The organism is Mycolicibacterium nivoides (assembly GCF_003855255.1).
GTDB lineage: Bacteria > Actinomycetota > Actinomycetes > Mycobacteriales > Mycobacteriaceae > Mycobacterium > Mycobacterium nivoides.
The window spans coordinates 4819320-4842643 of record NZ_CP034072.1; the positions used below are offsets into that span (position 1 = coordinate 4819320).

Sequence of the window (23324 nt, forward strand, 5' to 3'; positions counted from 1 at the left end):
GTTTTGAGGATCTGAGCGCAGGCTCGGGGATCTGAGCGCAGGCTCGGCGCGGACGATTGCCGCGCCGAGCCCCGATCTCAGCCCTCGGAGGCCGCCAGCGTGTCGTTGAGCGTCTTGCTCGGACGCATCACCGCGGCGGTTTTCTCGGGGTCCGGGTAGTAGTAGCCACCGATGTCGGCCGGTTTGCCCTGCGCCGCATTGAGTTCGGCGACGATGGCCTGCTCCTGCTCGCCGAGCGCCTTGGCCAGCGGCGCGAAGTGCGCGGCCAGCTCCTTGTCCTCGGTCTGCTCGGCCAGCGCCTGCGCCCAGTACAGCGCGAGGTAGAACTGGCTGCCGCGGTTGTCCAGCTCACCGGTCTTGCGCGACGGGGACTTGTTCTCGTTCAACAACTCTCCGGTCGCGGTGTCCAGCGTGGCAGCCAGCACCTTGGCCTTCGCGTTGTCAGTCTTGTTGCCCAGATCCTCCAGGCTGGCGCCCAACGCGAGGAACTCGCCCAGCGAATCCCAGCGCAGGTGGTTCTCCTCCACCAGCTGATGGACGTGCTTGGGCGCCGAGCCGCCGGCACCGGTCTCGTACAGCCCGCCACCGGCCATCAACGGCACGATCGAGAGCATCTTGGCGCTAGTGCCCAACTCCAGGATCGGGAACAGGTCGGTCAAGTAGTCACGCAGGATGTTGCCGGTCACCGAGATGGTGTCCTTGCCGCGGATCAGTCGCTCCAGGGTGTAGCGCATGGCCCAGACCTGCGGCAGGATCGTGATCTCCAGGCCCTCGGTGTCCTCTTCCTTGAGGTACGCCTTGACCTTCTTGCGCAGTTCGTTCTCGTGCGGGCGCTCGTCATCGAGCCAGAACACGGCAGGCATTCCGGACAACCGAGCCCGATTGACGGCCAGCTTGACCCAGTCCCGGATCGGGGCATCCTTGACGACCGGCATCCGCCAGATGTCGCCCTCCTCGACCTCCTGGCTCAGCAGCACCTCGCCGGATTCGATGTCGACGATCTTGGCCACACCGGCCTGCGGGATCTCGAAGGTCTTGTCGTGGCTGCCGTACTCCTCGGCCTGCTGTGCCATCAGACCGACGTTGGGCACCGTTCCCATGGTGGTCGGATCGAACTGGCCGTGGGTCTTACAGAAGTTGATCACTTCCTGGTACATCCGGGAGAACGTCGACTCCGGGTTGACGGCCTTGGTGTCCTTGGTGCGGCCGTCGGCGCCGTACATCTTGCCGCCGAGGCGGATCATCGCCGGCATCGACGCGTCGACGATGACGTCGCTGGGCGAGTGGAAGTTCGAGATGCCCTTTGCCGAATCCACCATGGCCAGCTCCGGCCGGTGCTCATGGCAGCGGTGCAGGTCCTCGATGATCTCCTCACGCTGCGAAGCCGGCAGCGCCTCGATCTTGCTGTAGAGGTCCGACAGACCGTTATTGACGTTGACACCGAGCTCGTCGAACAGCTTCTGATGCTTGGCGAAGGCGTCCTTGTAGAAGACCTTGACGGCGTGGCCGAACACGATCGGGTGGCTGACCTTCATCATGGTCGCCTTGACGTGCAGCGAGAACATCACGCCGGTCTTGTAGGCGTCCTCGATCTGCTCCTCGTAGAACTCGATCAGCGCTTTCTTGCTCATGTACATCGAGTCGATGACGTCGCCCGCGTCGAGCTTGACCTCGGGCTTCAGCACGACAGTCTCGCCGGATGCCGTCTCCAGCTCCATGCGTACGTTGCGCGCCTTGTCCAGCGTCATCGACTTCTCACCGTGGTAGAAGTCGCCGGTCTTCATGGTGGCGACATGGGTCCGCGAGGCCTGCGACCACTCACCCATGCTGTGCGGGTGCTTGCGCGCGTACTCCTTGACCGCCTTGGGTGCGCGGCGGTCCGAGTTGCCTTCACGCAGAACGGGGTTGACCGCGCTGCCGAGGATCTTCGAGTAGCGATCGCGGATCGCCTTCTCATCGTCGGTCTTGGGGTCACCCGGGTAGTCGGGAACCGCGTAGCCCTTCTCCTGCAGCTCCTTGACCGCGGCCACGAGCTGCGGGACCGAAGCGCTGATGTTGGGCAGCTTGATGATGTTGGTTTCGGGCAGCTGCGTGAGGCGGCCCAGCTCACCGAGGTTGTCCGGGACCTTCTGGTCCTCGGTCAGATAGTCACCGAATTCGGCCAGGATGCGGGCCGCCACCGAGATGTCACTGGTCTGGATTTCGATACCCGCCGGCTCTGCAAAGGCCCGGATGATCGGCAAGAAGGAGTACGTCGCAAGCAGCGGCGCCTCGTCGGTCAGCGTGTAGATGATGGTCGGCTGCTGGGCAGTCATGGTTGCTCTCCCGGCGTCAGTCTGGGTTGGACGAGGATCACTCGTTGTCACCCGCGGTTTTTCGCTGCTCTGTATCGCGGGCCAGACTACAAGGGCGCGAACGGCCGCGAAGGAGCAGCTTTCATTACTGACCAGTAACTTTCGGTTACGGCGAGCCGTCCGGCGCCTCGGCGCGCCCACCGAACTGAACGTGTTTCAGTCCCGTCGGCGCAGAACCGGCAAACACTCCGAAGAACCGACTGGCACCGCCTCAGCGCGTTGCGATAAGCTGCAGACCGGTCATGAGTGTCAGCATCAAGCCCCGGCTTGCTGGCCGGCAACCCTCCAACCGCGGTGGGGTGCCCCGGGTGATGACCAGGTTGAGCAGTCGTTCGCGGCTGTAAGGCAAGCGCGGGTCCGAAGGTACGGGCCCCCAGACAGACAGGGAAACCTGATGGAGGCCAGCCATGTGTATGTGTCAGTGAACCCAAGGTGTCAGCCCGTCGTGATCGACGACAGGCCCGGCGCCCGGTAGCCGACCGCACTAACTACCTTCTTCATCCCCTTCACGGAGGAGACACCCCAGCCATGACAAACCCCGAAATCGTCGCGAACTGGTCGTTCGAGACCAAGCAGGTCCACGCGGGTCAGAGCCCCGATGCCGCCACGAAGGCCCGGGCCCTGCCGATCTACCAGACCACGTCCTACACCTTCGACAGCACCGACCACGCCGCCGCCCTGTTCGGGCTGGCCGAGCCGGGCAACATCTACACCCGCATCGGTAACCCCACCACCGACGTCGTCGAGCAGCGCATCGCCGCACTCGAAGGCGGCGTCGCCGCGCTGCTGCTGTCCTCGGGCCAGGCCGCCGAGACCTTCGCCATCCTCAACCTGGCCGGCGCCGGCGACCACATCGTGTCCAGCCCCAGGCTCTACGGCGGCACGTACAACCTGTTCCACTACACGCTGCCCAAGCTGGGCATCGAGGTCAGCTTCGTCGAGGACCCCGACAGCCTGGACAGCTGGCGGGCCGCGGTGCGGCCGAACACCAAGGCCTTCTTCGCCGAGACCATCTCCAACCCCCAGATCGACATTCTCGACATCCCGAACGTGTCCGCCGTGGCACACGAGAACGGTGTCCCGCTGATCGTCGACAACACCATCGCCACCCCGTACCTGATCCAGCCGATCGCGCTCGGCGCCGACATCGTCGTGCACTCGGCCACCAAGTACCTCGGTGGCCACGGTTCGGCGATCGCCGGCGTGATCGTCGACAGCGGCAACTTCGACTGGACATCGAGTGGACGCTTCCCTGGGTTTACGACACCGGACCCCAGCTACCACGGCGTGGTGTTCTCCGAGCTCGGTCCGCCCGCCTACGCGCTCAAGGCCCGGGTGCAGCTGCTGCGCGACCTGGGCAGCGCGATCGCCCCCTTCAACGCCTTTTTGATCGCCCAGGGATTGGAAACGCTGTCACTGCGTGTTGAACGCCATGTGGCCAACGCGCAGAAGGTCGCCGAGTTCCTGGCCGGGCACTCCGGCGTCACCTCGGTGAACTACGCCGGACTCCCCACCTCGCCCTGGTACGAGCTGGGCCGGACCATCGCCCCCAAGGGCACCGGCGCCGTGCTCGCCTTCGAGCTGGAGGGCGGGATCGAGGCCGGCAAGGCGTTCGTCAACGCCCTGACCCTGCACAGCCACGTCGCCAACATCGGCGACGTGCGGTCCCTGGTGATCCACCCCGCCTCGACCACCCACGCCCAGCTCTCTCCCGAAGAGCAGCTGTCGACCGGCGTCACCCCCGGCCTGGTGCGGCTGGCCGTCGGCATCGAGGGAATCGACGACATCCTGGCCGACCTGGAACAGGGATTCGCCGCCGCCCGTCCGTTCAGCGGCGTCCCGCAGACTGCGGCGACGGTGTAGGACGGCGAGAGAAGACCGGCATGACGATCACCGAAGAACCAGCCGTGTCCACCCTCCCTCTGCCTGCCGAAGGCGAGATCAGCGTGGTGCACATCGGTGCCCTGACGCTAGAGAACGGCACCGTCCTGCCCGACGTGTCGATCGCCGTGCAGCGCTGGGGTGAACTGTCACCCACACGCGACAACGTGGTGGTGGTGCTACACGCACTGACCGGCGACTCCCACGTCACGGGACCGGCCGGCGACGGACATCCGACCGCAGGTTGGTGGGACGGGGTGGCCGGACCGGGCGCCCCGATCGACACCGACCAGTGGTGCGCGATATCGACCAATGTGCTCGGCGGGTGCCGCGGGTCCACCGGGCCCGGCTCACTCGCCCCCGACGGAAAGCCCTGGGGCTCAAGGTTTCCCCAGATCACGATCCGCGACCAGGTCGAGGCCGACCGGGCCGCACTGGCAGCCTTCGGCATCACCGAGGTGGCTGCAGTGGTCGGCGGGTCGATGGGTGGAGCCCGCGCGCTGGAGTGGCTCGTCGGGCACCCCGACGAAGTCCGGGCCGGACTCGTCCTGGCTGTCGGTGCCCGCGCCACCGCCGATCAGATCGGCACCCAGAGCACCCAGGTGGCCGCGATCAAGGCCGATCCGGATTGGCAGGGCGGCGACTACTACGGCACCGACCGGGCCCCGCTGGCCGGCATGGAGATCGCCCGGCGCTTCGCGCACCTGACCTATCGCGGCGAGGAAGAGCTCGACGAGCGGTTCGGCAACGACGCCCAGGGCGACGAGGATCCGACCACCGGCGGGCGTTACGGAGTGCAGAGCTACCTGGAATACCAGGGCGGCAAACTGGCCCGTCGATTCGACCCGGGTACCTATGTGGCCCTCTCGGACGCGTTGTCCACCCACGATGTGGGCCGTGGCCGCGGCGGAGTCGCCAGTGCGCTGCGCGGTTGTCCCGTGCCCGTCATCGTCGGCGGGATCACGTCCGACCGGCTCTACCCCATCCGGCTACAGCAGGAACTGGCCGAGTTGCTGCCCGGCTGCAACGGCCTGGACGTCGTCGACTCGGCGTATGGCCACGACGGCTTCCTGGTCGAGACGGAAGTGGTGGGCAAGTTGATCCGCCGCACGCTGGAGCTGGCACAGCGGTGAGCTCGCCCAAGCAGCGTTCCCTGTCCTTCGGCTCAGAAGCCGCGGCATACGAACGCGGCCGGCCGTCGTATCCGCCGGAGACGATCGACTGGCTGCTCCCCGAGGGCGCCCAAGATGTGCTGGACCTTGGCGCAGGCACCGGCAAGCTGACCACCCGGCTCGTCGAGCGGGGGCTCGACGTGATCGCCGTCGATCCCATCCCGGAAATGCTTGAGCTGCTGTCGAACTCACTGCCGGACACCCCGGCACTGCTGGGCACGGCCGAGGAGATCCCGCTGGCCGACAACAGCGTCGACGCGGTGCTGGTGGCCCAGGCCTGGCACTGGTTCGACCCCGAGCGGGCCGTCAAGGAGGTCAGCCGGGTGCTGCGCCCCGGCGGCCGGCTGGGCCTGGTGTGGAACACGCGCGACGAAAGGCTGGGCTGGGTCAAGGATCTGGGCCGGATCATCGGCCCCGAACATGATCCGTTCAACAACGAGGTGACGTTGGCCGAGCCGTTCGGAGAGATCGAACGGCATCAGGTGGAGTGGACGAGTTACCTGACACCCCAGGCCCTCATCGATCTGGTGGCCTCTCGCAGCTACTGCATCACCTCACCGGAGAAGGTGCGCACCCGGACGCTGGAGCAGGTCCGCGAACTGCTGGCCACGCACCCGGCGCTGGCCAACTCGTCGGGGCTGGCGTTGCCCTACGTCACGGTGGGCATCCGGGCGACTCTGGCCTAGGCCGTTGAGCGGCCGAGGATGAACTCGCCGATGACGGCGGTGCCGGGGCCCGGCCGGGCGCCGGGGCCTGGGGCGGCCGTTGCCGTCGCCGCGTCGAGTTCGCCTCCGCACTGTGCGCACACGGTCTTGGCCGTAGTGACGCGACCGCATTCGCTGTGGACGATCAGCGCCGGCGGTCCGTCCGCGTCGGCCAGCCACTTGTCTCCCCAGGCGAGCAGTGTCGCGATCACCGGGTACAGATCGCGCCCTTTGTCGGTGAGCAGGTACTCATAGCGCGGCGGCGCACTCTGGTACCGGCGGCGTTCCACCACCCCGTGGCGTTCGAGTTCGTCCAGGCGCGCGGCCAGGATGTTCGACGCGATACCGAGATCGCGCCGGATGTCCTCGAACCGCGTCATCCCCGCGAACAGGTCGCGCAAGACCAGCGGCGTCCACCGCTGCCCCACCACCTCGACAGCACGTGCGATCGAGCACGAGATGTCGCTGAAGGACTGTTTCGGCACCCCTCAACCGTAGTCCATTGCAATTCGCAATGAACTGCGGTTGAGTAGGTTGCAAATCGCAATCCAGGTGAGGACAGGGCATGACAACGACTACCGATTCGGTCGCCGCGTTCTGCGACGCCACCCGCACCAACGACCTCGACGCGCTCGTCGCGACCCTCGCGCCCGATGCGGAGCTGGTCTCACCGCTCTCCGGCCGAATGGTGTTCCGGGGTCACCACGATCTTCGGCAGCTGCTCGCCGCGGTGTACGGCGACCTGCGAGACCTCACCTGGGACGAAGTGATCGGCGACGGTCCGACCCGCGTCGCGATCAGCGAGGGCCGGGTCGCGGGCGTCACCATCACCGATGCGCTGGTGTTCGAACTCGATGGAAGCGGGCGGATCCGACGCCTGCGTCCGCACCTGCGGCCGTGGCTTGCGACCACGGTGTTCGCCATGCGGCTCGGACCGAAACTCGTCCGCCATCCCGGCGTCCTGCGCCGCGCCCTCAGGCGCTGAGCGCGGACACCTCGGTCTCCGGGCCGAACCAGCGCTCCAGAGCCGCACGCAGCCCGTCGTGGTCGAATTCGTCTGCGGCCCAGGCGACGTAGCCGTCAGGCCGGATCAACAGCGCCGCGGCAGGCCGATCAGCAACGGTCGCCTCGACGACGTCGACCCGATCCCGCCAGCCCGAGGCCGCGTCGGCACAGCCGCCGCCGGACAGGTCGAGCAGTACGGGACGTCCGCGGTGCAACAGTTGCGCGATCCGGCGGCCGTCGGACAACGTCAACGCCGGGACGAAGCGCCCGGACAGCCTGTGCCCATCGCCGACGTCGTAGCGGACATCGGAACCGGCAAGCACGCCGGCGATGTGCGCCGAGCCGTCCGGCGTCGCCAGCAGCTCACCGAAAAGCGTTCGGAGCGCCGTGACTTCGGGACCGGCAGCCATCAGGGCAGCCTGAGCCATCGAATGCATCATCACTCGCTGCCCGGCCGGCCAGCGCTCACTGTGATAGCTGTCCAGCAAGCCGTCCGGCGCCCATCCCTGCACGGCGGCTGCGAGTTTCCAGCCCAGGTTCATCGCATCCTGCATGCCCAGGTTAAGGCCGGGCCCGCCCATCGCCGAATGGACGTGGGCGGCATCGCCCACCAGGAAGACATTGCCGGCGCGGTACTGCGAGGCCTGACGGGTGTTCTGACCATTGATCCGCCGCAGGGCGTGCGGCCCCGGCCCGCTCGGCGGTTCCACCGGCAGGTCGGCCCCGACCACCCGCTTCACGCTCTCGCGCAGTTCGTCGATGGTCAACTCAGGAGCGTCCTCGGGCAGGACCGAACCGTATTCGATGGTCCCGAGCATCGATCGGCCCGCTTGGAACTCCGCATAGATCAGCACACCGCCTTCGAACCGGTTGTGACCGAACGGGATTTGCCCGACACCCGGGACGTTCAGCGCACCGTAGCCGGTGCGTAACTCGTCCGGCAGGCTGATGTGGGCCACTCGCGCTATGACATCGGTGGTCAGCCCGGGAAAGTCGATGCCCGCCTTCTTCCTGACCGGACTGCGTCCGCCGTCGGCACCGACGAGGTAGGTGGCCGGCAACCGGTAGTTCCCCTCAGGTGATGAGACATCGAGGACCACGCCGTCGGATCCCTGCTCGAAATCGGTGAGTTCATGTCCCCACCGGATCTGCGCCCCCAGGCCCCGAACCCAGTCCGCCAGTTCGCGCACCACTCGGGGCTGCTGAATCAGCATGCCGTACATGGGGTTGTCCACGACGTCGGTGAACGGCACCTGCATGCCCGCGAAGATGTAGCCGTCCATTGGCTGCGGAGGCTCATCCGATCCACTCAACGTCTGATACAAGCCGCGAAGGTCGAGCACGCGATTGGCCTGTCCGACAATGCCGTTGGCCTTGAGCTCCGGGCTGGGCTCAGCCAGCTGCTCGAGCACCACGGGCCGCAACCCGGCCAGGGCCAACTCCCCCGCCACCAGCAGGCCGTTGGGACCCGCGCCCGAGATGACGACATCTACCTGATCTGTTGTGTGTTTCAATTCTTCCCTCCCGGTTCAGGCAGGCCCGCGGCCACCGCCGCGAACCCTTTGCGCAGCAGTGACGTGAAAGACACTGGTGGATCGGAGTTTCCGTAGACGTCCATCGCGACATCGCCGACCGCCCGTACGATGGCGGCGACGAGTCGCGGGTACATATCGCGCCGCGGATCGGTGCCGGTCCGCTCGGCGATCACCGCCACCCATTCCTCGGCCATCCCCCGGAAGGTGGCGTCGCGAATCTCCGGGATCATCAGCAATTTTCGAACCTCGCCAAGCTGCTGACGGGTCGGCAGTGCGTTCTCCACACCGTAGACGTCGGCCATGTCGGCGTCCAACGGTTTGATCACCGATTCGGTGATGGCCGTCCACAGCGGCTCGTCGGCGGGGCGCGCGCGCAGCATGTCGATACTGCGCCGCATGCGTTCCTGCTGCCGGTAGGCCAGTGCGTCGTATTTGCCGGCGAAGTAGTTGGTGAACGTGCGCAGCGAGACCCCGGCCAGGTTGGCGATGTCCTCGCGGGTGACGTTCTCCAGGCCGCGCTCGAATGCCAGGCTCAGCGCCGCATCGCTCAGCGCCCTGCGGGTATCGAGCTTCTTACGTTCTCGCAGTCCGGGTGCCATGCCTTCACGGTAGACCAAATATTGCCCATTGGGCAATATTGCCTCCTGGGCATTTCCTGTGAAAAATCAGTTGAAGCCGGGCCGCCACCACGCCTACCGTGGCAGCCATGTCAGTGACCTACATCCGCTTGCGCATCACATAGCCGGCGGATCTTCACTTCCTCGGAACATCCGCCGCAGCAGCTTTGTCCCTGCGACTGCGGAGCATCCGTGTCTTCAACCCATCACGGCCGGCATGAGTACGGCCAGAATTTCCTGTGCGACCGTCGAGTGGTCGCCGATATCGTCAAAATCGTCGCGCGCACAACAGGTCCCATTGTCGAGATCGGTGCCGGCGACGGCGCGCTGACCCTGCCGCTGCAACGGCTGGACCGGCCGCTGACCGCCATCGAGATCGACCGCCGGAGGGCCAGACGACTCGCGGACCGAACCTCGGCCGAGGTGGTCAGTACCGACTTCCTGCGGTACCGGCTACCCCAGACGCCGCACGTGGTGGTGGGCAACCTGCCTTTCCACCTGACCACCGCGATCCTGCGGCGGCTGTGGTACGGCCCGGGATGGACCGACGCCGTACTGCTGATGCAGTGGGAGGTGGCCCGGCGGCGGGCCGCCGTCGGCGGGGCCACCATGATGACGGCACAGTGGTGGCCGTGGTTCGAGTTCGGTTTGGCACGAAAGGTTTCCGCTGAGTCCTTTCGACCACGCCCCGGCGTGGACGCCGGGCTGCTGACCATCACGCGCCGTGATGAGCCGTTGATCCCGTGCGCCGAGCGTCGCCGGTATCAGGCGTTGGTACACCAGGTGTTCACCGGGCGGGGCCGCGGCCTGGCGCAGATCCTGAGGCCTCAGGTAGATCGGCGGTGGTTGCAGGCCAATGGAATTCATCCATCGGCGTTGCCAAGGGACTTGTCCGCCCAACAGTGGGCGGCGTTGTTCGCCGCCGTCAGTTAGCTGGTGCCCAGCGGGTCGATGGTCCAGGCGATGTAGAGCACCGCTGCGCTCACCGTCGCGGTGGTGGCGAAGTCGATGGTCCGCGAGCGCACCACGAGCAGACCCGCCCGGTCGTCGGTCAGCGCGAGCCGCAGCGCTGCCGCCACCCCCACCCCGATTCCGATGAACAGTGCGCCGCGGCGCCAATAGCCCGCCACCACCAAGACGAACGCCGCGATGAAGATCAGCCCGACCACCAGGATCGGCCACTGTCCGGCGAACACCTTGCGGACGAACTCGTTCACTGTCACGCCAGTTTCGACTCTTCGAGCTCGACGACATTGCTCAGCAGGAACGCGCGCGTCAGCGGTCCCACCCCACCGGGGTTGGGCGACACATGCCCGGCCACGTCCCAGACGTCGGGCGCGACGTCACCGGTCAGCTTGCCGTCCACCCGGCTCACGCCGACGTCGACGACGGCCGCACCAGGCTTGACCATGTCCGCGGTGACCATGTGCGGCACACCGACAGCGGCGATGATGATGTCGGCCTGACGGGTCAGCGCGGGCAGATCCCGGGTGCCGGTATGGCAGAGCGTGACGGTGGCGTTCTCCGAACGCCGGGTGAGCAGCAGGCCCATCGGCCGGCCGACGGTGACCCCACGTCCGATCACCACGACATGCGCCCCGGCGATCGGCACGTCGAACCGGCGCAGCAGATGCACGATGCCGCGCGGAGTGCAGGGCAGCGGCGCTTCCTTGCCGAGCACCAGCCGACCGAGGTTCGTCGGGTGCAGACCGTCGGCATCCTTGGCCGGATCGATACGCTCCAGCGCGGCGTTCTCGTCCAGATGCTTGGGCAGCGGCAGCTGCACGATGTAGCCCGTGCACTCCGGGTTGGCATTGAGCTCGTCGATCGTCTCGTCGAGCTGGGCCTGCGTGATGTCGGCGGGAAGGTCGCGGCGGATCGAGTTGATCCCGACCTTTGCGCAGTCGGCGTGCTTGCCGCGCACGTAGGCCTGCGACCCGGGGTCGTCACCGACCAGCACGGTCCCGAGACCGGGTGTCCGGCCGGCTTCGGCCAACTTCGCTACACGCTGCTTGAGGTCGACGAAGATCTCGTCGCGCGTCGCCTTACCGTCCAACACAATGGAACCCACGGTCCCCATTGTGTCAGTCGCGTGGCAGGCTCAGCATATGAACACCCAGCCCAATGTGTTCACTGATGTTTTCAGTGAGGCCAAGCTCGGCCCCGTGACGCTGCGCAACCGCATCATCAAGGCCGCCACCTTCGAAGCGTCCACGCCTGATGCGCTGGTCACGGAGGATTTGATCAACTACCACCGGCTGCCCGCGGCCGGCGGTGTCGGCATGACCACCGTCGCCTACTGCGCGGTGGCCCCCGGCGGCCGCACCGACGGCTGGCAGATCTGGATGCGGCCCGAGGCCGTTCCCGGACTGACCAAACTGACCGAGACCATCCATGCCGAGGGCGCCGCCATCAGTGCCCAGATCGGCCATGCCGGGCCGGTCGCCAACTCGCGCACCAACAAGGCCCCCGCACTGGCGCCGGTCCGGTTCTTCAACCCGCTGTCGATGCGGTTTGCCAGGAAGGCCTCGATCGACGACATCCGCGACGTCACCGAAGCGCACGCCAACGCCGCACGGCTGGCCATCGACTCTGGCTTCGACGCGGTCGAGGTACACCTCGGCCACAACTACCTGGCCAGCTCGTTCCTGTCCCCGCTCATCAACCGGCGCACCGACGAGTTCGGCGGATCGCTGGAGAACCGGGCCAAGGTCGCCCGTGGAGTCGTGCGCGCGGTGCGCGACGCCGTCGACAAGCACGGCGACCGGAAGATCGCCGTCATCGCCAAACTGAACATGAGCGACGGTGTCCGCGGCGGCATCCCGATCGACGAGTCGCTGCAGACGGCGAAGTGGCTCGAGGAGGACGGCGGCCTGGACGCCATCGAGCTCACCGCGGGCAGCTCGCTGGTCAACCCGATGTACCTGTTCCGCGGCGGCGCGCCGGTCAAGGAGTTCGCCGCGAACTTCAAACCCCCGATCAGCTGGGGCATCCGGATGAGCGGCAACAAGTTCTTCCGCGAGTACCCGTATCACGAGGCGTATCTGATGCGCGACGCCGAGAAGTTCCGTGCCGAGCTGAGCATGCCGATCATCCTGCTGGGCGGCATCACCAACCGCGAGACGATGGACCGGGCGATGGCGGCGGGCTTCGAGTTCATCGCGATGGGGCGCGCGCTGCTCGCCGAGCCGGATCTGCTCAACCGGATCCAGGCCGAAAAAGACAACGACGGTCAAGGCCGTGTCTTGTCCAAGTGCACGCACTGCAACATGTGCATGCCGACGATCTACAGCCACACTCACTGCGTGGTGACGGGAGCCCCGGACTCACTCGTGAGCGAATAGCTCCATGGTCGGCAACCCCAGCGACACGATGGTCACCTACCGGTACGTGCGGGTAGGCCTGGTCGCGCTGGTGATGTTTCTGTTGACCTCACTGGCGTTGACGTGGGCGCACAGTTGCCCGCAGGGATCGATCAGCGCGTTCTTCTACACCCGTACCCACGCGGTGTTCCTGGCCTCGCTGTGCGCGATCGGCATCTGTCTGATCGCGTACAAGGGCAGCCGGGTGGGTGAGGATGCGCTGTTGAACTACTCCGGCTTCATGGCGTTCATCGTCGCCCTGGTGCCCACCGGCCCCGACGACCTGTGCCGGCCATGGCTTCCCAGCGTGACCGACCCGTTCGGCGGTGTCGCGAACAACGTCGCCGCATTGTTCGTGGCCGTCGTCGTCGGCACCGGGATGTACCTGGCGCTCGGCCGCTGGCGGCGTCCGCAAGAGCCACCTGTCGCGTCGATCCCGTCCTGCGACGAGGCCGCCACCCTGTGGAAGACCATCGCCACCGTGCTGCTTCGGGTCGAAAAATGGCTTCCGGCAGCGCTGTTGGTCATCGCCATCGCCGGCGCCCCGCTGATGTTGTGGGACTGGTTCGCCCAGCACGCTCACGTGATCGCCGCGGTGGCGATGTTCCTGGCCATCACGCTGGTGGCGGTCTACCACGCGTGCTACGCCCGGGCTGCCGTGCGCCAGCACCTGGCCCGGTTCTACGCGACCATCGCCGCGCTCATGCTGACCACCGTGGTGGCCGGCGTCGTGCTGCTGATTCTCGGATGGCACTTCGGCGTGATCACCGTCGAACTCATCCTCATCGTGCTGTTCGCGGTGTTCTGGGCCGTGCAGACCTGGGACGTCTGGGACGCCCAGGACCGCTACCCGGCGGAAGCCGTTCCCACGCTGGCCAACGCCACGCCGTAACCGGCCATACCGTGAGCTAACCCATCGGCGCCAATTCAGGCATCCGTTCCGTGACCAGAAGAAGCAGAAACCCAACCCGGCAACGGAACCGACGTCATCAACGTCCTCATCGACGACCGCTAGGCGGTGTACCCGTCGATCTGCAGCGTCTGCCCGTCGCGCCGCAACACCAGCACCGCACCCGGGGCCGGTATCAGACCCTCTACCGATTCGGCAGGCACCGTCGCGGTCTGAGCGCAGGTCTTCGCGTCGAAACCGCGCAGCGATCCCGCGGCACCCCGGGCGCCGCGGTCGGCAAGAAGCAGGGTGTCAGGGAACGTGACAAAGGCAGGTTGATCGACGCGTAGGCTCGGCACGTTGACCCGAACGGGTTCGACACCGTCGGGAACCTGGCACCGCTGATGCCCGTCGGGTCCGAACAGGGTCAGCCGGGTGGTCCGATCCGTCAGGTACCACACCACGAAATCCTCACTGGGACCGTACGATTCAGCGGGTCGCCCGTCGGCCGGTAACGGGGTCACAGTGCGGTGAACGATGTCGGCATACAGCGCACTGTCCGGCGCACCGGAACCAGCCACTGAAACGAAGACTCCGACACCGTTGGCCGGCCTGGCCCCGAGTTTGAGGTAGCGCTGTTCGATCGGCACCGCCGGGTCGATCTTTCGCTCCGTCAGCACTGTGTCCCAGCCGATTTGCCCGGTTTCGGGATCGAGCACACTCAACCAGACCTTGCCGTCCTGACATTGGACTGTCGACACCACTCCCGCGGTGGTCACGACGGGTTCGACAATGCCGCACCCGGGATGCGGGGCAGGCACGCTCCACAAAGCGCGGCCCGTCCGGCCGTCAAACCGGGTCCAGATGCGCTCGTCGTTCCACCCGACGATGAACGGCCCGGACGCCAAACGAAAACGCCCACGGGCCGCTTCCTGAAGGGCCGCGTCCGCACCCATCCACAACTGCTGCCCGGTGATGGCGTCCAGGCCGACCAGCCCGCCGTCGATGAACGCCAAGACCGTGGCGCCGTTGTCGAGCACCCGCATCCCGGTGACGCCCACATCGCCGGGCCCGGTCCGCGCGTAGTGCCAGCGCTCCTTGCCGTCGGGGCCGTAGGCCGTGATGCGGCCGTCCCGGTACACCGCGAAACCGGCACCAGCAGAACCGATGTCGTATGTCGGGACGCCTTTGTCGACGAACGCGTCGGGCACCGACACCGTGAACGTCCGCTTCCCCAACGCGGTGGGCACCGCCGGCGCATCAGTAGCTGCCGCCGTCGCCGCATCGACGAAGCGCCCGTCATCACCGGCGCGCAACGCCCCCACGGTCACCACCGCGGCAACCACGACGGCGATCGCCGCACCCACAGCCAGCAACTTCACCGCACCGCGGTCCAGCCGAGGGAATGCCCGCGCCGCGAGGAACGTCGCCGCCGCCCCGGCAAGGCACAACCACCACGCCGCCATCCCGGCGGGCAGTGCCGCGGTGACCGGCGAATTGGTCATCGCCGTCCGGTAGAACGCCGGGATGCCCTGCGAGACGTAGGCGATGACCAGCACCGCCGCCACGCCCGCCGCGCCCGCCGGGGTGGCCGCCAGATCACGGCCGGTCTGCCCGCGCCAGACGCTGTAGGCCATGGCTGCGATCGCCACCACCGCGATCACCACGACCACCAGCGCCATGCGGTTGGGCAGGGCCTCGCCCCAGCGGTGCAGGCCGATCACATACCAGGAGCCCTCCCCCGCGCTGCGCGGCGCGACCAGCCGCGCCCATGCACCCAGCGCCGCGGCCCACACCAACAACACCACCGCCGCACCGGCCAGCACCGTGCCGAGTAGACGCAGCACGCCGAGCACCCGGTCGGCCGTCTTCTGCGACCCTTCAGAACCCATGTGAGCCATAGTCACACGCCGCGACACCCCCGCAACGGCCCAGCCCCGGTGAAAAGTACAGATAGAGTTGAGCGCGATGAGCCCTGCGCTGACCGTTCGTTACGACGGATCGACCCGTACCTTTGCCCCGGGCAACGATGTCGTCATCGGCCGAGACCTCCGCGCCGACGTCCGCATCGCCCACCCGCTGATCTCGCGTGCCCACCTGGTGCTGCGCTTCGACCAAGGTCGATGGATCGCGATCGACAACGGCAGCCTCAATGGCATGTACGCCAACGGCCGCCGGGTGCCCTCGATCGACATCCACGACGGCCAGGTCGTCAACATCGGCAACCCGGACGGACCACAGGTGACCTTCGAGGTCGGACGTCACCAGGGCTCCGTCGGCCGGACACCGACCGCGGCGGTACCCATCGGGAACCGGCCCAGCGGTGCGTGGCCCACTCAGGCGGCGGCCCCCGGGCGTCCGCCGTACGGTCAGCCACCGGTGCCCCAGCGTCCCGGTTACTCGTCGGGCCCGCAGCCGCGCTACCCGACCCCGCCGACCGGGTATCCGAGCGGCCCTCAGGGCGGCTACCCGAGCGGACCGCAATCGGGATATCCCAGCGGCCCCCAGGCGTACCAGTCGCAACCGGTCCGTACCCCGGCCCCGGCGAACCCGGCCCAGGCACCGACCACGATGGGACCGGCCGCCACCTCGGACCGCGGCAGCAGTGAGGCCGGCGGCAACATCGCGACCAGCATGATGAAGATCCTGCGGCCCGGGCGCACGGCCCCGGCGCCGGCAGGTGCGGTGAAGATCGGCCGCGCGACCGACAACGACATCGTCATCCCCGACGTGCTGGCCTCACGTCATCACGCCACGTTGATCCCGCTGACCGGCGGCACCGAGATCCGCGACGAGCGCAGCATCAACGGCACCTTCGTCAACGGCGCGCGGGTGGACAGCGCGATCCTGCACGACGGTGACGTGGTCACCATCGGCAATGTCGACCTGGTGTTCAGCGGCGGCACCCTGGTCCGCCGCAGCGAGACCGAGGCCGATACCCGCACCGGCGGCCTCGAGGTGCGCGGCCTGACCTGGACCATCGAGGGCAACAAGACGCTGCTCGACAACATCTCCGTAGCCGCCCGGCCCGGCACGCTCACCGCGGTGATCGGCCCGTCGGGTGCCGGCAAGTCGACGTTCGCCAAACAGGTCGCCGGCTACACACATCCGACCAGCGGCACCATCACCTTCGAGGGCCACGACGTCCACGCCGAGTACGCCTCGCTGCGTTCCCGGATCGGCATGGTCCCGCAGGACGACGTGGTGCACGGTCAGCTCACCGTCCGGCAGGCGCTGATGTACGCCGCCGAACTGCGGCTGCCGCCCGACACCACCAAGGAAGACCGCGAACAGGTCGTCATGCAGGTGCTCGAGGAACTCGAGATGACCAAGCACCTCGACACCCGCGTCGACAAGCTGTCCGGCGGGCAGCGCAAGCGCGCCTCGGTCGCCCTCGAACTGCTGACCGGACCGTCGCTGCTCATCCTCGACGAGCCCACCTCGGGCCTGGATCCGGCGCTCGACCGTCAGGTGATGACGATGCTGCGCCAGCTGGCCGACGCCGGCCGCGTGGTGCTCGTCGTCACGCACTCGCTGACCTACCTCGACGTGTGCGATCAGGTGCTGCTGCTGGCCCCCGGTGGTAAGACCGCCTTCTGCGGTCCGCCCGACCAGATCGGCCCCGAGCTCGGCACCACCAACTGGGCCGACATCTTCAGCACCGTCGCGGGCGATCCGGCCGAGGCCAACCGGCGCTACCTGGCCCGCACCGGCCCGGCACCCGTGGCCGAGCCGTCGTCGGCACAGCCCGGCGATCTGGGCGAGCCGGCCAAGACCAGCTTGTTCCGGCAGCTGTCCACGATCGCCCGCCGACAAGTCCGGCTGATCGTGTCCGACCGCGGCTACACCGCGTTCCTGCTGATGCTGCCGTTCATCATGGGCGTGCTGTCGCTGTCGGTGCCCGGTGATGTCGGGTTCGGTCTACCCGTGCCGGCCGTCCAGGGCGGCGAGGCGCCCAACGAGCCGGGCCAGATCCTGGTGATGCTCAACGTGGGTGCGATCTTCATGGGCACCGCGCTGACCATCCGGGCGCTGATCGGCGAGCAGGCGATCTTCCGTCGCGAGCAGGCGGTCGGCCTGTCGACGACGGCCTACCTGCTGGCGAAGATCGCGGTGTTCGCGGTGTTCGCGGTGGTCCAGTCGGCCATCGTCACGGTGATCACGATCGTCGGAAAGGGCTGGGGCCCGGGCGCTGTCGACAGCGGGGCCTTCATCGGCGGCCGCAACCTGGAGTTGTTCATCGACATCTCCATGACGTGTGTGGCCTCGGCGATGGTGGGCCTGGCCCTGTCGGCGCTGGCCCGCTCGGCCGAACAGATCATGCCGCTGCTGGTGGTGACCGTCATGAGCCAGCTGGTGTTCTCGGGCGGCATGATCCCGGTGACCGACCGCGTCGTGCTCGATCAGCTGTCCTGGATCACCCCGGCACGCTGGGGCTTCGCGGCCTCCGCATCGACCATCGACCTGACCCGTCTGGTGCCGCCGCCGCTGCTGCCCGCAGATTCGCATTGGAAGCACACCCCGACGGTGTGGCTGATCAACATCGGCATCCTGGTGCTGCTCTGCATCATCTACACCGGATTCGTTCGCTGGCGGATCCGCCTCAAGGCCGGCTGAGTCCTCCCGCGAGCAGACATAAAACTGCCCCTTTTCGCAGGAAAAGGGGCAGTTTTATGTCTGCTCGGCAGGAGAATTTATCCGCCGTGGACGTCGAGACCGTGCGCGGCCGAGTAGGCCAGCGCCTGGGCGATGTCGATCTTGGCGCCGCGCAGCTTCGCGGTGGTCCAGAAGGTGGGGTCGACGCGGGCGCCGCGCAGATCGGCCTCGTCGAGCTTGGCGTCCTGCACCCGTGCCCCGGTCAGGTCCGCCTGCCGTAGCACCGCCTTGCGCAGGTCCACCCCGACCAGGCTGGCCTCACGCATCCGGCAGTCCGACAGGTCGACGCCGCGCAGATCGCAGCCGCCGAGCACAGCCAGGGTCAGGTCCGACTCCACGATCTTGATGGGCCGCAGCCGGCACTCGGTGAACACCGATCCCAGCAGGCTGCAGTTGGTGAACGCGCTGTGCCACAGCGTGGCGCGGCGAAACGTGCAGTTGCGGAACGCCGAGCCGAAATGCTGCGACTCGGACATGTCCACACCGCTGAAGTCGCACTCGGTGAACACCACACGCTCGGTGCGCAACCGGCTCAGGTCTTCCTCACGGAAATCGTGACCGGTGAATTCCCTGTCCGCCCAGGCGGTTTCGTCAGCTACCACGCCTCAGCCAGGCAACGCGGAAAGCGTGCTCAGCGAGTACTCGGTGACCGCGATCAGCGCGGCCTTGGCCGAGTTGCGATCGCGGGCATCCACGGCCACCACCGGGATGTGCTCCGGCAGCGCCAGGGCCTTGCGCACCGCCTGAGTGGGATGCTTTGGCGCATCGTCGAACTCGTTGACCGCGACGATGAAGGGCAGCTTGCGTGCCTCGAAGAAGTCGACCGCGGCGAAGCTGTCCTGCAGGCGGCGCACGTCGACCAGGATGATCGCACCGATGGCGCCACGGACCAGGTCGTCCCACATGAACCAGAACCGGCGCTGCCCGGGTGTGCCGAACAGGTACAGCACCAGATCCTCGTCCAGCGTGATCCGGCCGAAGTCCATCGCTACTGTGGTGGTGCGCTTGTCCGGGGTACCGTCCAGGGCGTCGACGCCCTCAGACACGTTGGTGACCAACGCTTCTGTGCGCAGCGGCATGATTTCGGAGACCGCGCCGACGAATGTCGTCTTCCCTGCCCCGAACCCGCCAGAAATGACGATCTTCGTCGAGGCGGCCCCACGTCGGGGGGCGCCACCGCCGGAGGCCGAGCGGGGTTCAGAGTGCTCGTAGGCCACGCAGGGTCCTTCCAATCAATTCGCGGCGTTCGTCGAAGCTAGCCGAGTCATCAAGGGTGGCTTCCACCCGTAGATAACCCTGCGTCACCAAGTCCCCGATCAGCACGCGCGCCACGCCGAGCGGGAGAGATAAATGAGCGGCAATCTCGGCAACCGAAGGACTGCCGGTGCACAACTCTACGATCTGTGCGCGCACATCGTGCCCAGTCCAGCGCGGTTCACGTGTCGTGTCGGTTTTTTGTATCGGTGCTTCCAGCGGAAGGTGCACGCGCGAGTCGGTGCGGCCGGCCGTAAGCGTGTACGGCCGCACCAGACTCGGACGGTCAGTAGTTTCCGGTTCGTCCACAGGCACCTCGCGAAGGGCAGAAGGGGGTGGGGACTCAGGACGGTTGCGGCGTACGGCGCGAAGACTGCACCACCGCGCCGACTCGCTCGACCAAGATGGCCATCTCGTAGCCGACCTGGCCGATGTCACACGACGGGGCGGTCAACGTGGCCAGGTTGGAACCGTCACCCACCCGCATCAACAGCAGGTAGCCGTTCTCCATCTCGACCACCGACTGCATCACGTGGCCGCCGTTGAACAGCTGGGAAGCGCCGGTGGCCAAGCTCGCCAGTCCGGAGGAGACGGCAGCCAACTGGTCGGCCCGCTCGATCGGCATGTGTTCGCTGGCAGCCATCAGCAGTCCGTCGGCCGAAACCAGCACCGCGTGGGACACCCCGGATACCTCGCGGGCGAACTTGGACACGAGCCAGTCCAGGGAGTCGCGCTGCGTCGGACGGGTCATTCGTTATCGGTTCCTCTGGTCTCACGGGCATGCGATCGTCCGGCGTGCACGCCTCCGAAAAGGTTGCTGGTGCTCGTACGGACAGCCTCGGGGTCACGCGGTTTGAACGCCGCGAACATGCCGCTGTCAGGTTCGTCTGCCGATGCTACCGTCTCGACGCTGTCGTCGTTGCGGTGTACTCCGCCGTTGCGGTGACGGCCGTTGGACTCAGGGGCGGATGCCGCGACTGCAGCTGCGATACCACCCGGCACCAGGCGGGCACCCGGCGTACGCATGGGCAGGCCTTCCTCGGTGTGCTGCTCGACGGGTGCATCCTGCGCCGCGGCGGCCACCGACCAGCCCTTCTCCCAGACCGTCTTCCAGTCCAGGTCGGCGCTGCGCACGTGAGTCGTCGGATCGATCTCGAATTCCGAGACCATCGACTGATAGATCGAGTCGCCCTGGACATCGGGGCTTTCGTCCTGCGCCGCGGCGGATTCGACCGGTTCCTCGGGTCCGTGCTCGGCTTGATGAGCCGCACCGTTTAGACCGTTGAGACCATTGACGCCATTGAGGCTGCTGTGACCGTTGAGATCACTTGCCCCGTTGAGGTCGCCGTGACCGTTCAGACCGTTGAGGCCCGAAGCACCGTTGACGCCGTTGGTGGCCGCCTGTCCTCGGGACGCGAAGAACGATGAGGTGTTGGTGGGCGTCTGACGTCCGGCCTCCACATCGTCGGTCGCCTCGTCGGTGGCTGCCGCGTCGGCTGATCCCGCGATTTCGCCCTTGGCCAGGGCCGCACTCTCTTCGGTGTGCACCGGCCACTGCTGCGGCCACTCCCCGACCGGCTCGTCCGCGGGCTCCTCGACCGGCGCCTCGGCGGCCGGTTCCGGTTGCGGGGCGAGCGTGCCCGGCAGCTCCGAGATGCCACTGGCACCGGGACTGCGCTGAGGCAGCAGGTCGAACGGCATCTCGGCACCGTTGAGGTGGGGTTCGTCAGCGCCGGACCCGAACACCGACGCATCGGCAGGGTCGGCATCCAGCGACAGCGCCGCCGCGATCCCGGCATGCGCGTCGACGGGCCTGCCGTACGGAAGGTCGTCGACCGAGTCGCCACCGTCGCGGGCCAGAAGCGTGGCCGGGATGTACACCCCGGCCGTGGTGCCCGAGCTCGGTTCTTCGGCGACGGTGCTGCGCAGCCGCACCACCAGACCGTGCTGGGTGGCCAGCCGCCCGACCACGAACAGACCCATGTGGCGCGCGGTGTAGGGATTGACCTCACCGCCGGACTGCAGGCGGGTGTTGGCGACCCGCAGATCGGCTTCGGTCATGCCGAGGCCGACATCGCTCACCTCGATCACCAACGCGCCCTTGGCCGCGTGCACGGCCGACACCCGCACCTGCGAGATCGGCGGCGAGTAGCGCAGCGCATTGTCGAGCAGCTCGGCCAGGAGATGGATCAGATCGCCCGCAACCGTACCGGTGATCTCGACGTCGGCCACCGAGGCGGTGACGACGCGGGTGTAGTCCTCCACTTCCGAGGCCGCGGCATTGATCACCGTCGCCAACGGCACCGGGCGGCTGTGCTCCCGAGCCAGCTTGGATCCGGAGAGCACCAGCAGGTTCGCGCCGTTCCGGCGCATGCGGGCGGCCAGGTGGTCGAGCCGGAACAGGCTCTCCAGACGTTCCGGGTCGTCCTCGTTGCGCTCCAGCTGATCGATGAGCGACAGCTGCTGGTCGACGAGCGAGCGGCTGCGCCGCGACAGCGTCTCGAACATGTCCGAGACCTGCAACTGCAGCTGAGCCTGTTCCCCGGCGAGGAACACCGCCTGCTCGTGCAGCTCGTCGACGGCATGGGCCACCTGACCGACCTCTTCGGTGGTCTGCACCGGGATCGGGGTGACCGGCACCAGTTCGCCGCCGGCGCGGACCCGTTCGATCTCCTTGGCCAGGTCCTGGTGCGCCACCTTGAGCGCGCTGTCGCGCAGCGTCCGCAGTGGGCGCACCAGTGAGCGGGCCACCAACAACACGATGACCATGGCGCTGACGATCGCGGTCGCCACCAGGATGGCGTCGCGGATCGCGTCGTTGCGGGCATCGTTGGCCTGGGCCTCCACGGCGGCCGGAATGGACGCGGTGGTGTCTTCGACGATCTGCCCGGCGATCTTGTTGGTCGCGTCCAGCGAGGCCAGCATGTCCGGATTGCCGACCAGTGGAATACCGGGATTCGACATCATCGCCATGCGCTTGACCATCTCGGCGCGAAGCGTCGCCGCCTCTTCGGAACCACCTCCGAGCACCTTCGTCAGCGCAGCGACGGTGGACGGCTCGGTACCGGCCATGGTGATCATCGACGTGCGCAGCAGTGGCTCCGGCTCGTCCCCGCCCCGGTTGACCAGCATCCGCTGGATCGCCATCTGCCCGCGGGCACCGACCGCGCGGGCCAGCGCCTCAACCTGGGCCTGAACCGTCTGCTGATTGCTGTGCACCGAGCCGGTGATCGCGGCTTCCCCGGTCAGCAGCAGCGGGCCGTAATCAAGGATGCGCTGACGCAGATCGATCGAATCGGACATCACCGCGTCGACAAGCTGCTGTCCCTTGCCGAGAAGGCCGGTGATGGCCTGGCCGACATCCTCGGACACATTGGTGGCGTCTACCCGTTGCTGCAAATCGGATTTGCGCTCATTGAACGTGGACACCGCAGACTGTCCGTCGCCACCTTCGGTAGCTGCAATGAGGACACCCTCCATCGCCGACATGTAGCGGTCGACGTCGGGAATCACTTCGGCGCGATCGGCCGCCAACCGCAGATCTCCGGCGGCGCTGGCACTGGCATATATGCGCAAGCCACCGAACGTCGCCGCCAGGATCAACGGCACGAGGACAATGGCGAGGACTTTTCGACTGACCGGCCAGTTGGCCGGTGACCAGCGCGAGGGGCGCTTGGCCGGAGCCGATGGTGCTGGGGAGAATTCGACGAGGGTGCCGTCAGCCTGTTTGAGCTGCGTAAAGGCAGTCATCGGCGCCCAACCGCACTACCGGCTGCGTGGCCGCAATTTACTCGTGGGGCGTGATTCATAAGACTTCCTGCTGTTTCCGCCCACGCGGGGGCGGGCGTCAAACGCCTTGGCAATTGCACGAGTATGACAGCAGCTCGCGAGCGTT

20 protein-coding genes and 1 riboswitch are annotated in these 23324 nt (G+C 67.2%); of the genes, 8 read left to right on the top strand and 12 right to left on the bottom strand.

Translation table 11 applies throughout. The features are described 5' to 3' along the window. Positions 1–77: 77 nt before the first annotated feature. Positions 78–2315 (bottom strand): NADP-dependent isocitrate dehydrogenase, encoded by a 2238-nt coding sequence (locus EH231_RS23535; protein ID WP_124713451.1) that lies wholly within the window; start codon positions 2313–2315, stop codon positions 78–80. A 277-nt stretch (positions 2316–2592) separates the two neighbouring features. Further along, a riboswitch (SAM riboswitch) is annotated at positions 2593–2712 on the top strand. 170 nt (positions 2713–2882) lie between these two features. Here EH231_RS23535 and EH231_RS23540 point away from each other — a divergent pair. The 3 genes from EH231_RS23540 to EH231_RS23550 are packed head-to-tail and all read left to right on the top strand — an operon-like array spanning position 2883 to position 6093. Beyond that, positions 2883–4217, top strand: coding sequence for a bifunctional o-acetylhomoserine/o-acetylserine sulfhydrylase (locus tag EH231_RS23540; RefSeq protein WP_090432439.1), 1335 nt, complete (start codon positions 2883–2885; stop codon positions 4215–4217). Positions 4218–4237: 20 nt separating this feature from the next. Then, positions 4238–5368: a homoserine O-acetyltransferase MetX gene (metX, locus tag EH231_RS23545; protein ID WP_124713452.1), complete on the top strand. Its 1131-nt coding sequence runs from the start codon at positions 4238–4240 to the stop codon at positions 5366–5368. Beyond that, positions 5365–6093, top strand: coding sequence for a class I SAM-dependent methyltransferase (locus EH231_RS23550; RefSeq protein ID WP_090432435.1), 729 nt, complete (start codon positions 5365–5367; stop codon positions 6091–6093). Before metX ends, EH231_RS23550 begins: the two co-directional genes overlap by 4 nt. Here EH231_RS23550 and EH231_RS23555 read toward each other — a convergent pair. Then, positions 6090–6596 (bottom strand): winged helix-turn-helix transcriptional regulator, encoded by a 507-nt coding sequence (locus tag EH231_RS23555; protein WP_124713453.1) that lies wholly within the window; start codon positions 6594–6596, stop codon positions 6090–6092. The two genes, EH231_RS23550 and EH231_RS23555, sit on opposite strands and share 4 nt — an antisense overlap. An 80-nt stretch (positions 6597–6676) precedes the next feature. On the opposite strand from EH231_RS23555, the gene EH231_RS23560 reads away from it, so the two are divergent. Further along, on the top strand, positions 6677–7096 hold the full coding sequence (locus tag EH231_RS23560) for a nuclear transport factor 2 family protein (protein WP_124713454.1): 420 nt from the start codon (positions 6677–6679) through the stop codon (positions 7094–7096). Here EH231_RS23560 and EH231_RS23565 read toward each other — a convergent pair. Together EH231_RS23565 and EH231_RS23570 are read right to left on the bottom strand one after the other, a co-directional pair. Continuing rightward, positions 7086–8630 (bottom strand): FAD-dependent monooxygenase, encoded by a 1545-nt coding sequence (locus tag EH231_RS23565; RefSeq protein WP_124713455.1) that lies wholly within the window; start codon positions 8628–8630, stop codon positions 7086–7088. The two genes, EH231_RS23560 and EH231_RS23565, sit on opposite strands and share 11 nt — an antisense overlap. Further along, positions 8627–9250 (bottom strand): TetR/AcrR family transcriptional regulator, encoded by a 624-nt coding sequence (locus tag EH231_RS23570; RefSeq protein WP_090432427.1) that lies wholly within the window; start codon positions 9248–9250, stop codon positions 8627–8629. Before EH231_RS23570 ends, EH231_RS23565 begins: the two co-directional genes overlap by 4 nt. 210 nt (positions 9251–9460) lie before the next feature. On the opposite strand from EH231_RS23570, the gene erm reads away from it, so the two are divergent. Then, a complete protein-coding gene (erm, locus tag EH231_RS23575; protein ID WP_090432425.1) occupies positions 9461–10201 on the top strand; it encodes a 23S ribosomal RNA methyltransferase Erm in 741 nt (246 codons plus the stop codon). Here the strand turns inward: erm and EH231_RS23580 are convergent. Continuing rightward, on the bottom strand, positions 10198–10491 hold the full coding sequence (locus EH231_RS23580; protein WP_044516441.1) for a DUF3017 domain-containing protein: 294 nt from the start codon (positions 10489–10491) through the stop codon (positions 10198–10200). The two genes, erm and EH231_RS23580, sit on opposite strands and share 4 nt — an antisense overlap. After that, a complete protein-coding gene (locus tag EH231_RS23585) occupies positions 10488–11339 on the bottom strand; it encodes a bifunctional methylenetetrahydrofolate dehydrogenase/methenyltetrahydrofolate cyclohydrolase (protein ID WP_090432905.1) in 852 nt (283 codons plus the stop codon). Before EH231_RS23585 ends, EH231_RS23580 begins: the two co-directional genes overlap by 4 nt. 37 nt (positions 11340–11376) lie before the next feature. Here EH231_RS23585 and EH231_RS23590 point away from each other — a divergent pair, with 37 nt between their 5' ends. Both EH231_RS23590 and EH231_RS23595 read left to right on the top strand, forming a co-directional pair. Further along, positions 11377–12612: an NADH:flavin oxidoreductase gene (locus tag EH231_RS23590; protein WP_124713456.1), complete on the top strand. Its 1236-nt coding sequence runs from the start codon at positions 11377–11379 to the stop codon at positions 12610–12612. Between the two features lie 4 nt (positions 12613–12616). After that, positions 12617–13522: a diphosphate--fructose-6-phosphate 1-phosphotransferase gene (locus EH231_RS23595; RefSeq protein ID WP_124713457.1), complete on the top strand. Its 906-nt coding sequence runs from the start codon at positions 12617–12619 to the stop codon at positions 13520–13522. 119 nt (positions 13523–13641) lie between these two features. Here the strand turns inward: EH231_RS23595 and EH231_RS23600 are convergent, their stop codons facing one another. Beyond that, a complete protein-coding gene (locus EH231_RS23600) occupies positions 13642–15411 on the bottom strand; it encodes a BamB-related PQQ repeat family beta-propellar protein (RefSeq protein ID WP_124713458.1) in 1770 nt (589 codons plus the stop codon). Between the two features lie 76 nt (positions 15412–15487). On the opposite strand from EH231_RS23600, the gene EH231_RS23605 reads away from it, so the two are divergent. After that, positions 15488–18136 carry an FHA domain-containing protein gene (locus EH231_RS23605; RefSeq protein ID WP_164480997.1) on the top strand — a complete coding sequence of 883 codons (2649 nt, stop codon included), beginning with the start codon at positions 15488–15490 and terminating at the stop codon, positions 18134–18136. A gap of 77 nt (positions 18137–18213) precedes the next feature. Here EH231_RS23605 and EH231_RS23610 read toward each other — a convergent pair whose 3' ends face one another. From EH231_RS23610 to EH231_RS23630, 5 genes are read right to left on the bottom strand one after another with little or no spacing between them, the layout of a single operon-like run. Next, positions 18214–18777, bottom strand: a complete 564-nt coding sequence (locus EH231_RS23610; RefSeq protein WP_044516432.1) for a pentapeptide repeat-containing protein — start codon at positions 18775–18777, stop codon at positions 18214–18216. Positions 18778–18780: 3 nt separating this feature from the next. Further along, positions 18781–19392 (bottom strand): GTP-binding protein, encoded by a 612-nt coding sequence (locus EH231_RS23615; RefSeq protein ID WP_036388873.1) that lies wholly within the window; start codon positions 19390–19392, stop codon positions 18781–18783. Next, on the bottom strand, positions 19373–19738 hold the full coding sequence (locus tag EH231_RS23620; RefSeq protein WP_082448780.1) for a DUF742 domain-containing protein: 366 nt from the start codon (positions 19736–19738) through the stop codon (positions 19373–19375). The genes EH231_RS23615 and EH231_RS23620 overlap by 20 nt, the downstream gene beginning before the upstream one ends. A 34-nt stretch (positions 19739–19772) precedes the next feature. Beyond that, positions 19773–20180, bottom strand: a complete 408-nt coding sequence (locus EH231_RS23625; protein ID WP_029107096.1) for a roadblock/LC7 domain-containing protein — start codon at positions 20178–20180, stop codon at positions 19773–19775. Next, positions 20177–23179 carry a HAMP domain-containing sensor histidine kinase gene (locus EH231_RS23630; protein ID WP_124713459.1) on the bottom strand — a complete coding sequence of 1001 codons (3003 nt, stop codon included), beginning with the start codon at positions 23177–23179 and terminating at the stop codon, positions 20177–20179. Before EH231_RS23630 ends, EH231_RS23625 begins: the two co-directional genes overlap by 4 nt. Positions 23180–23324: the final 145 nt, after the last annotated feature.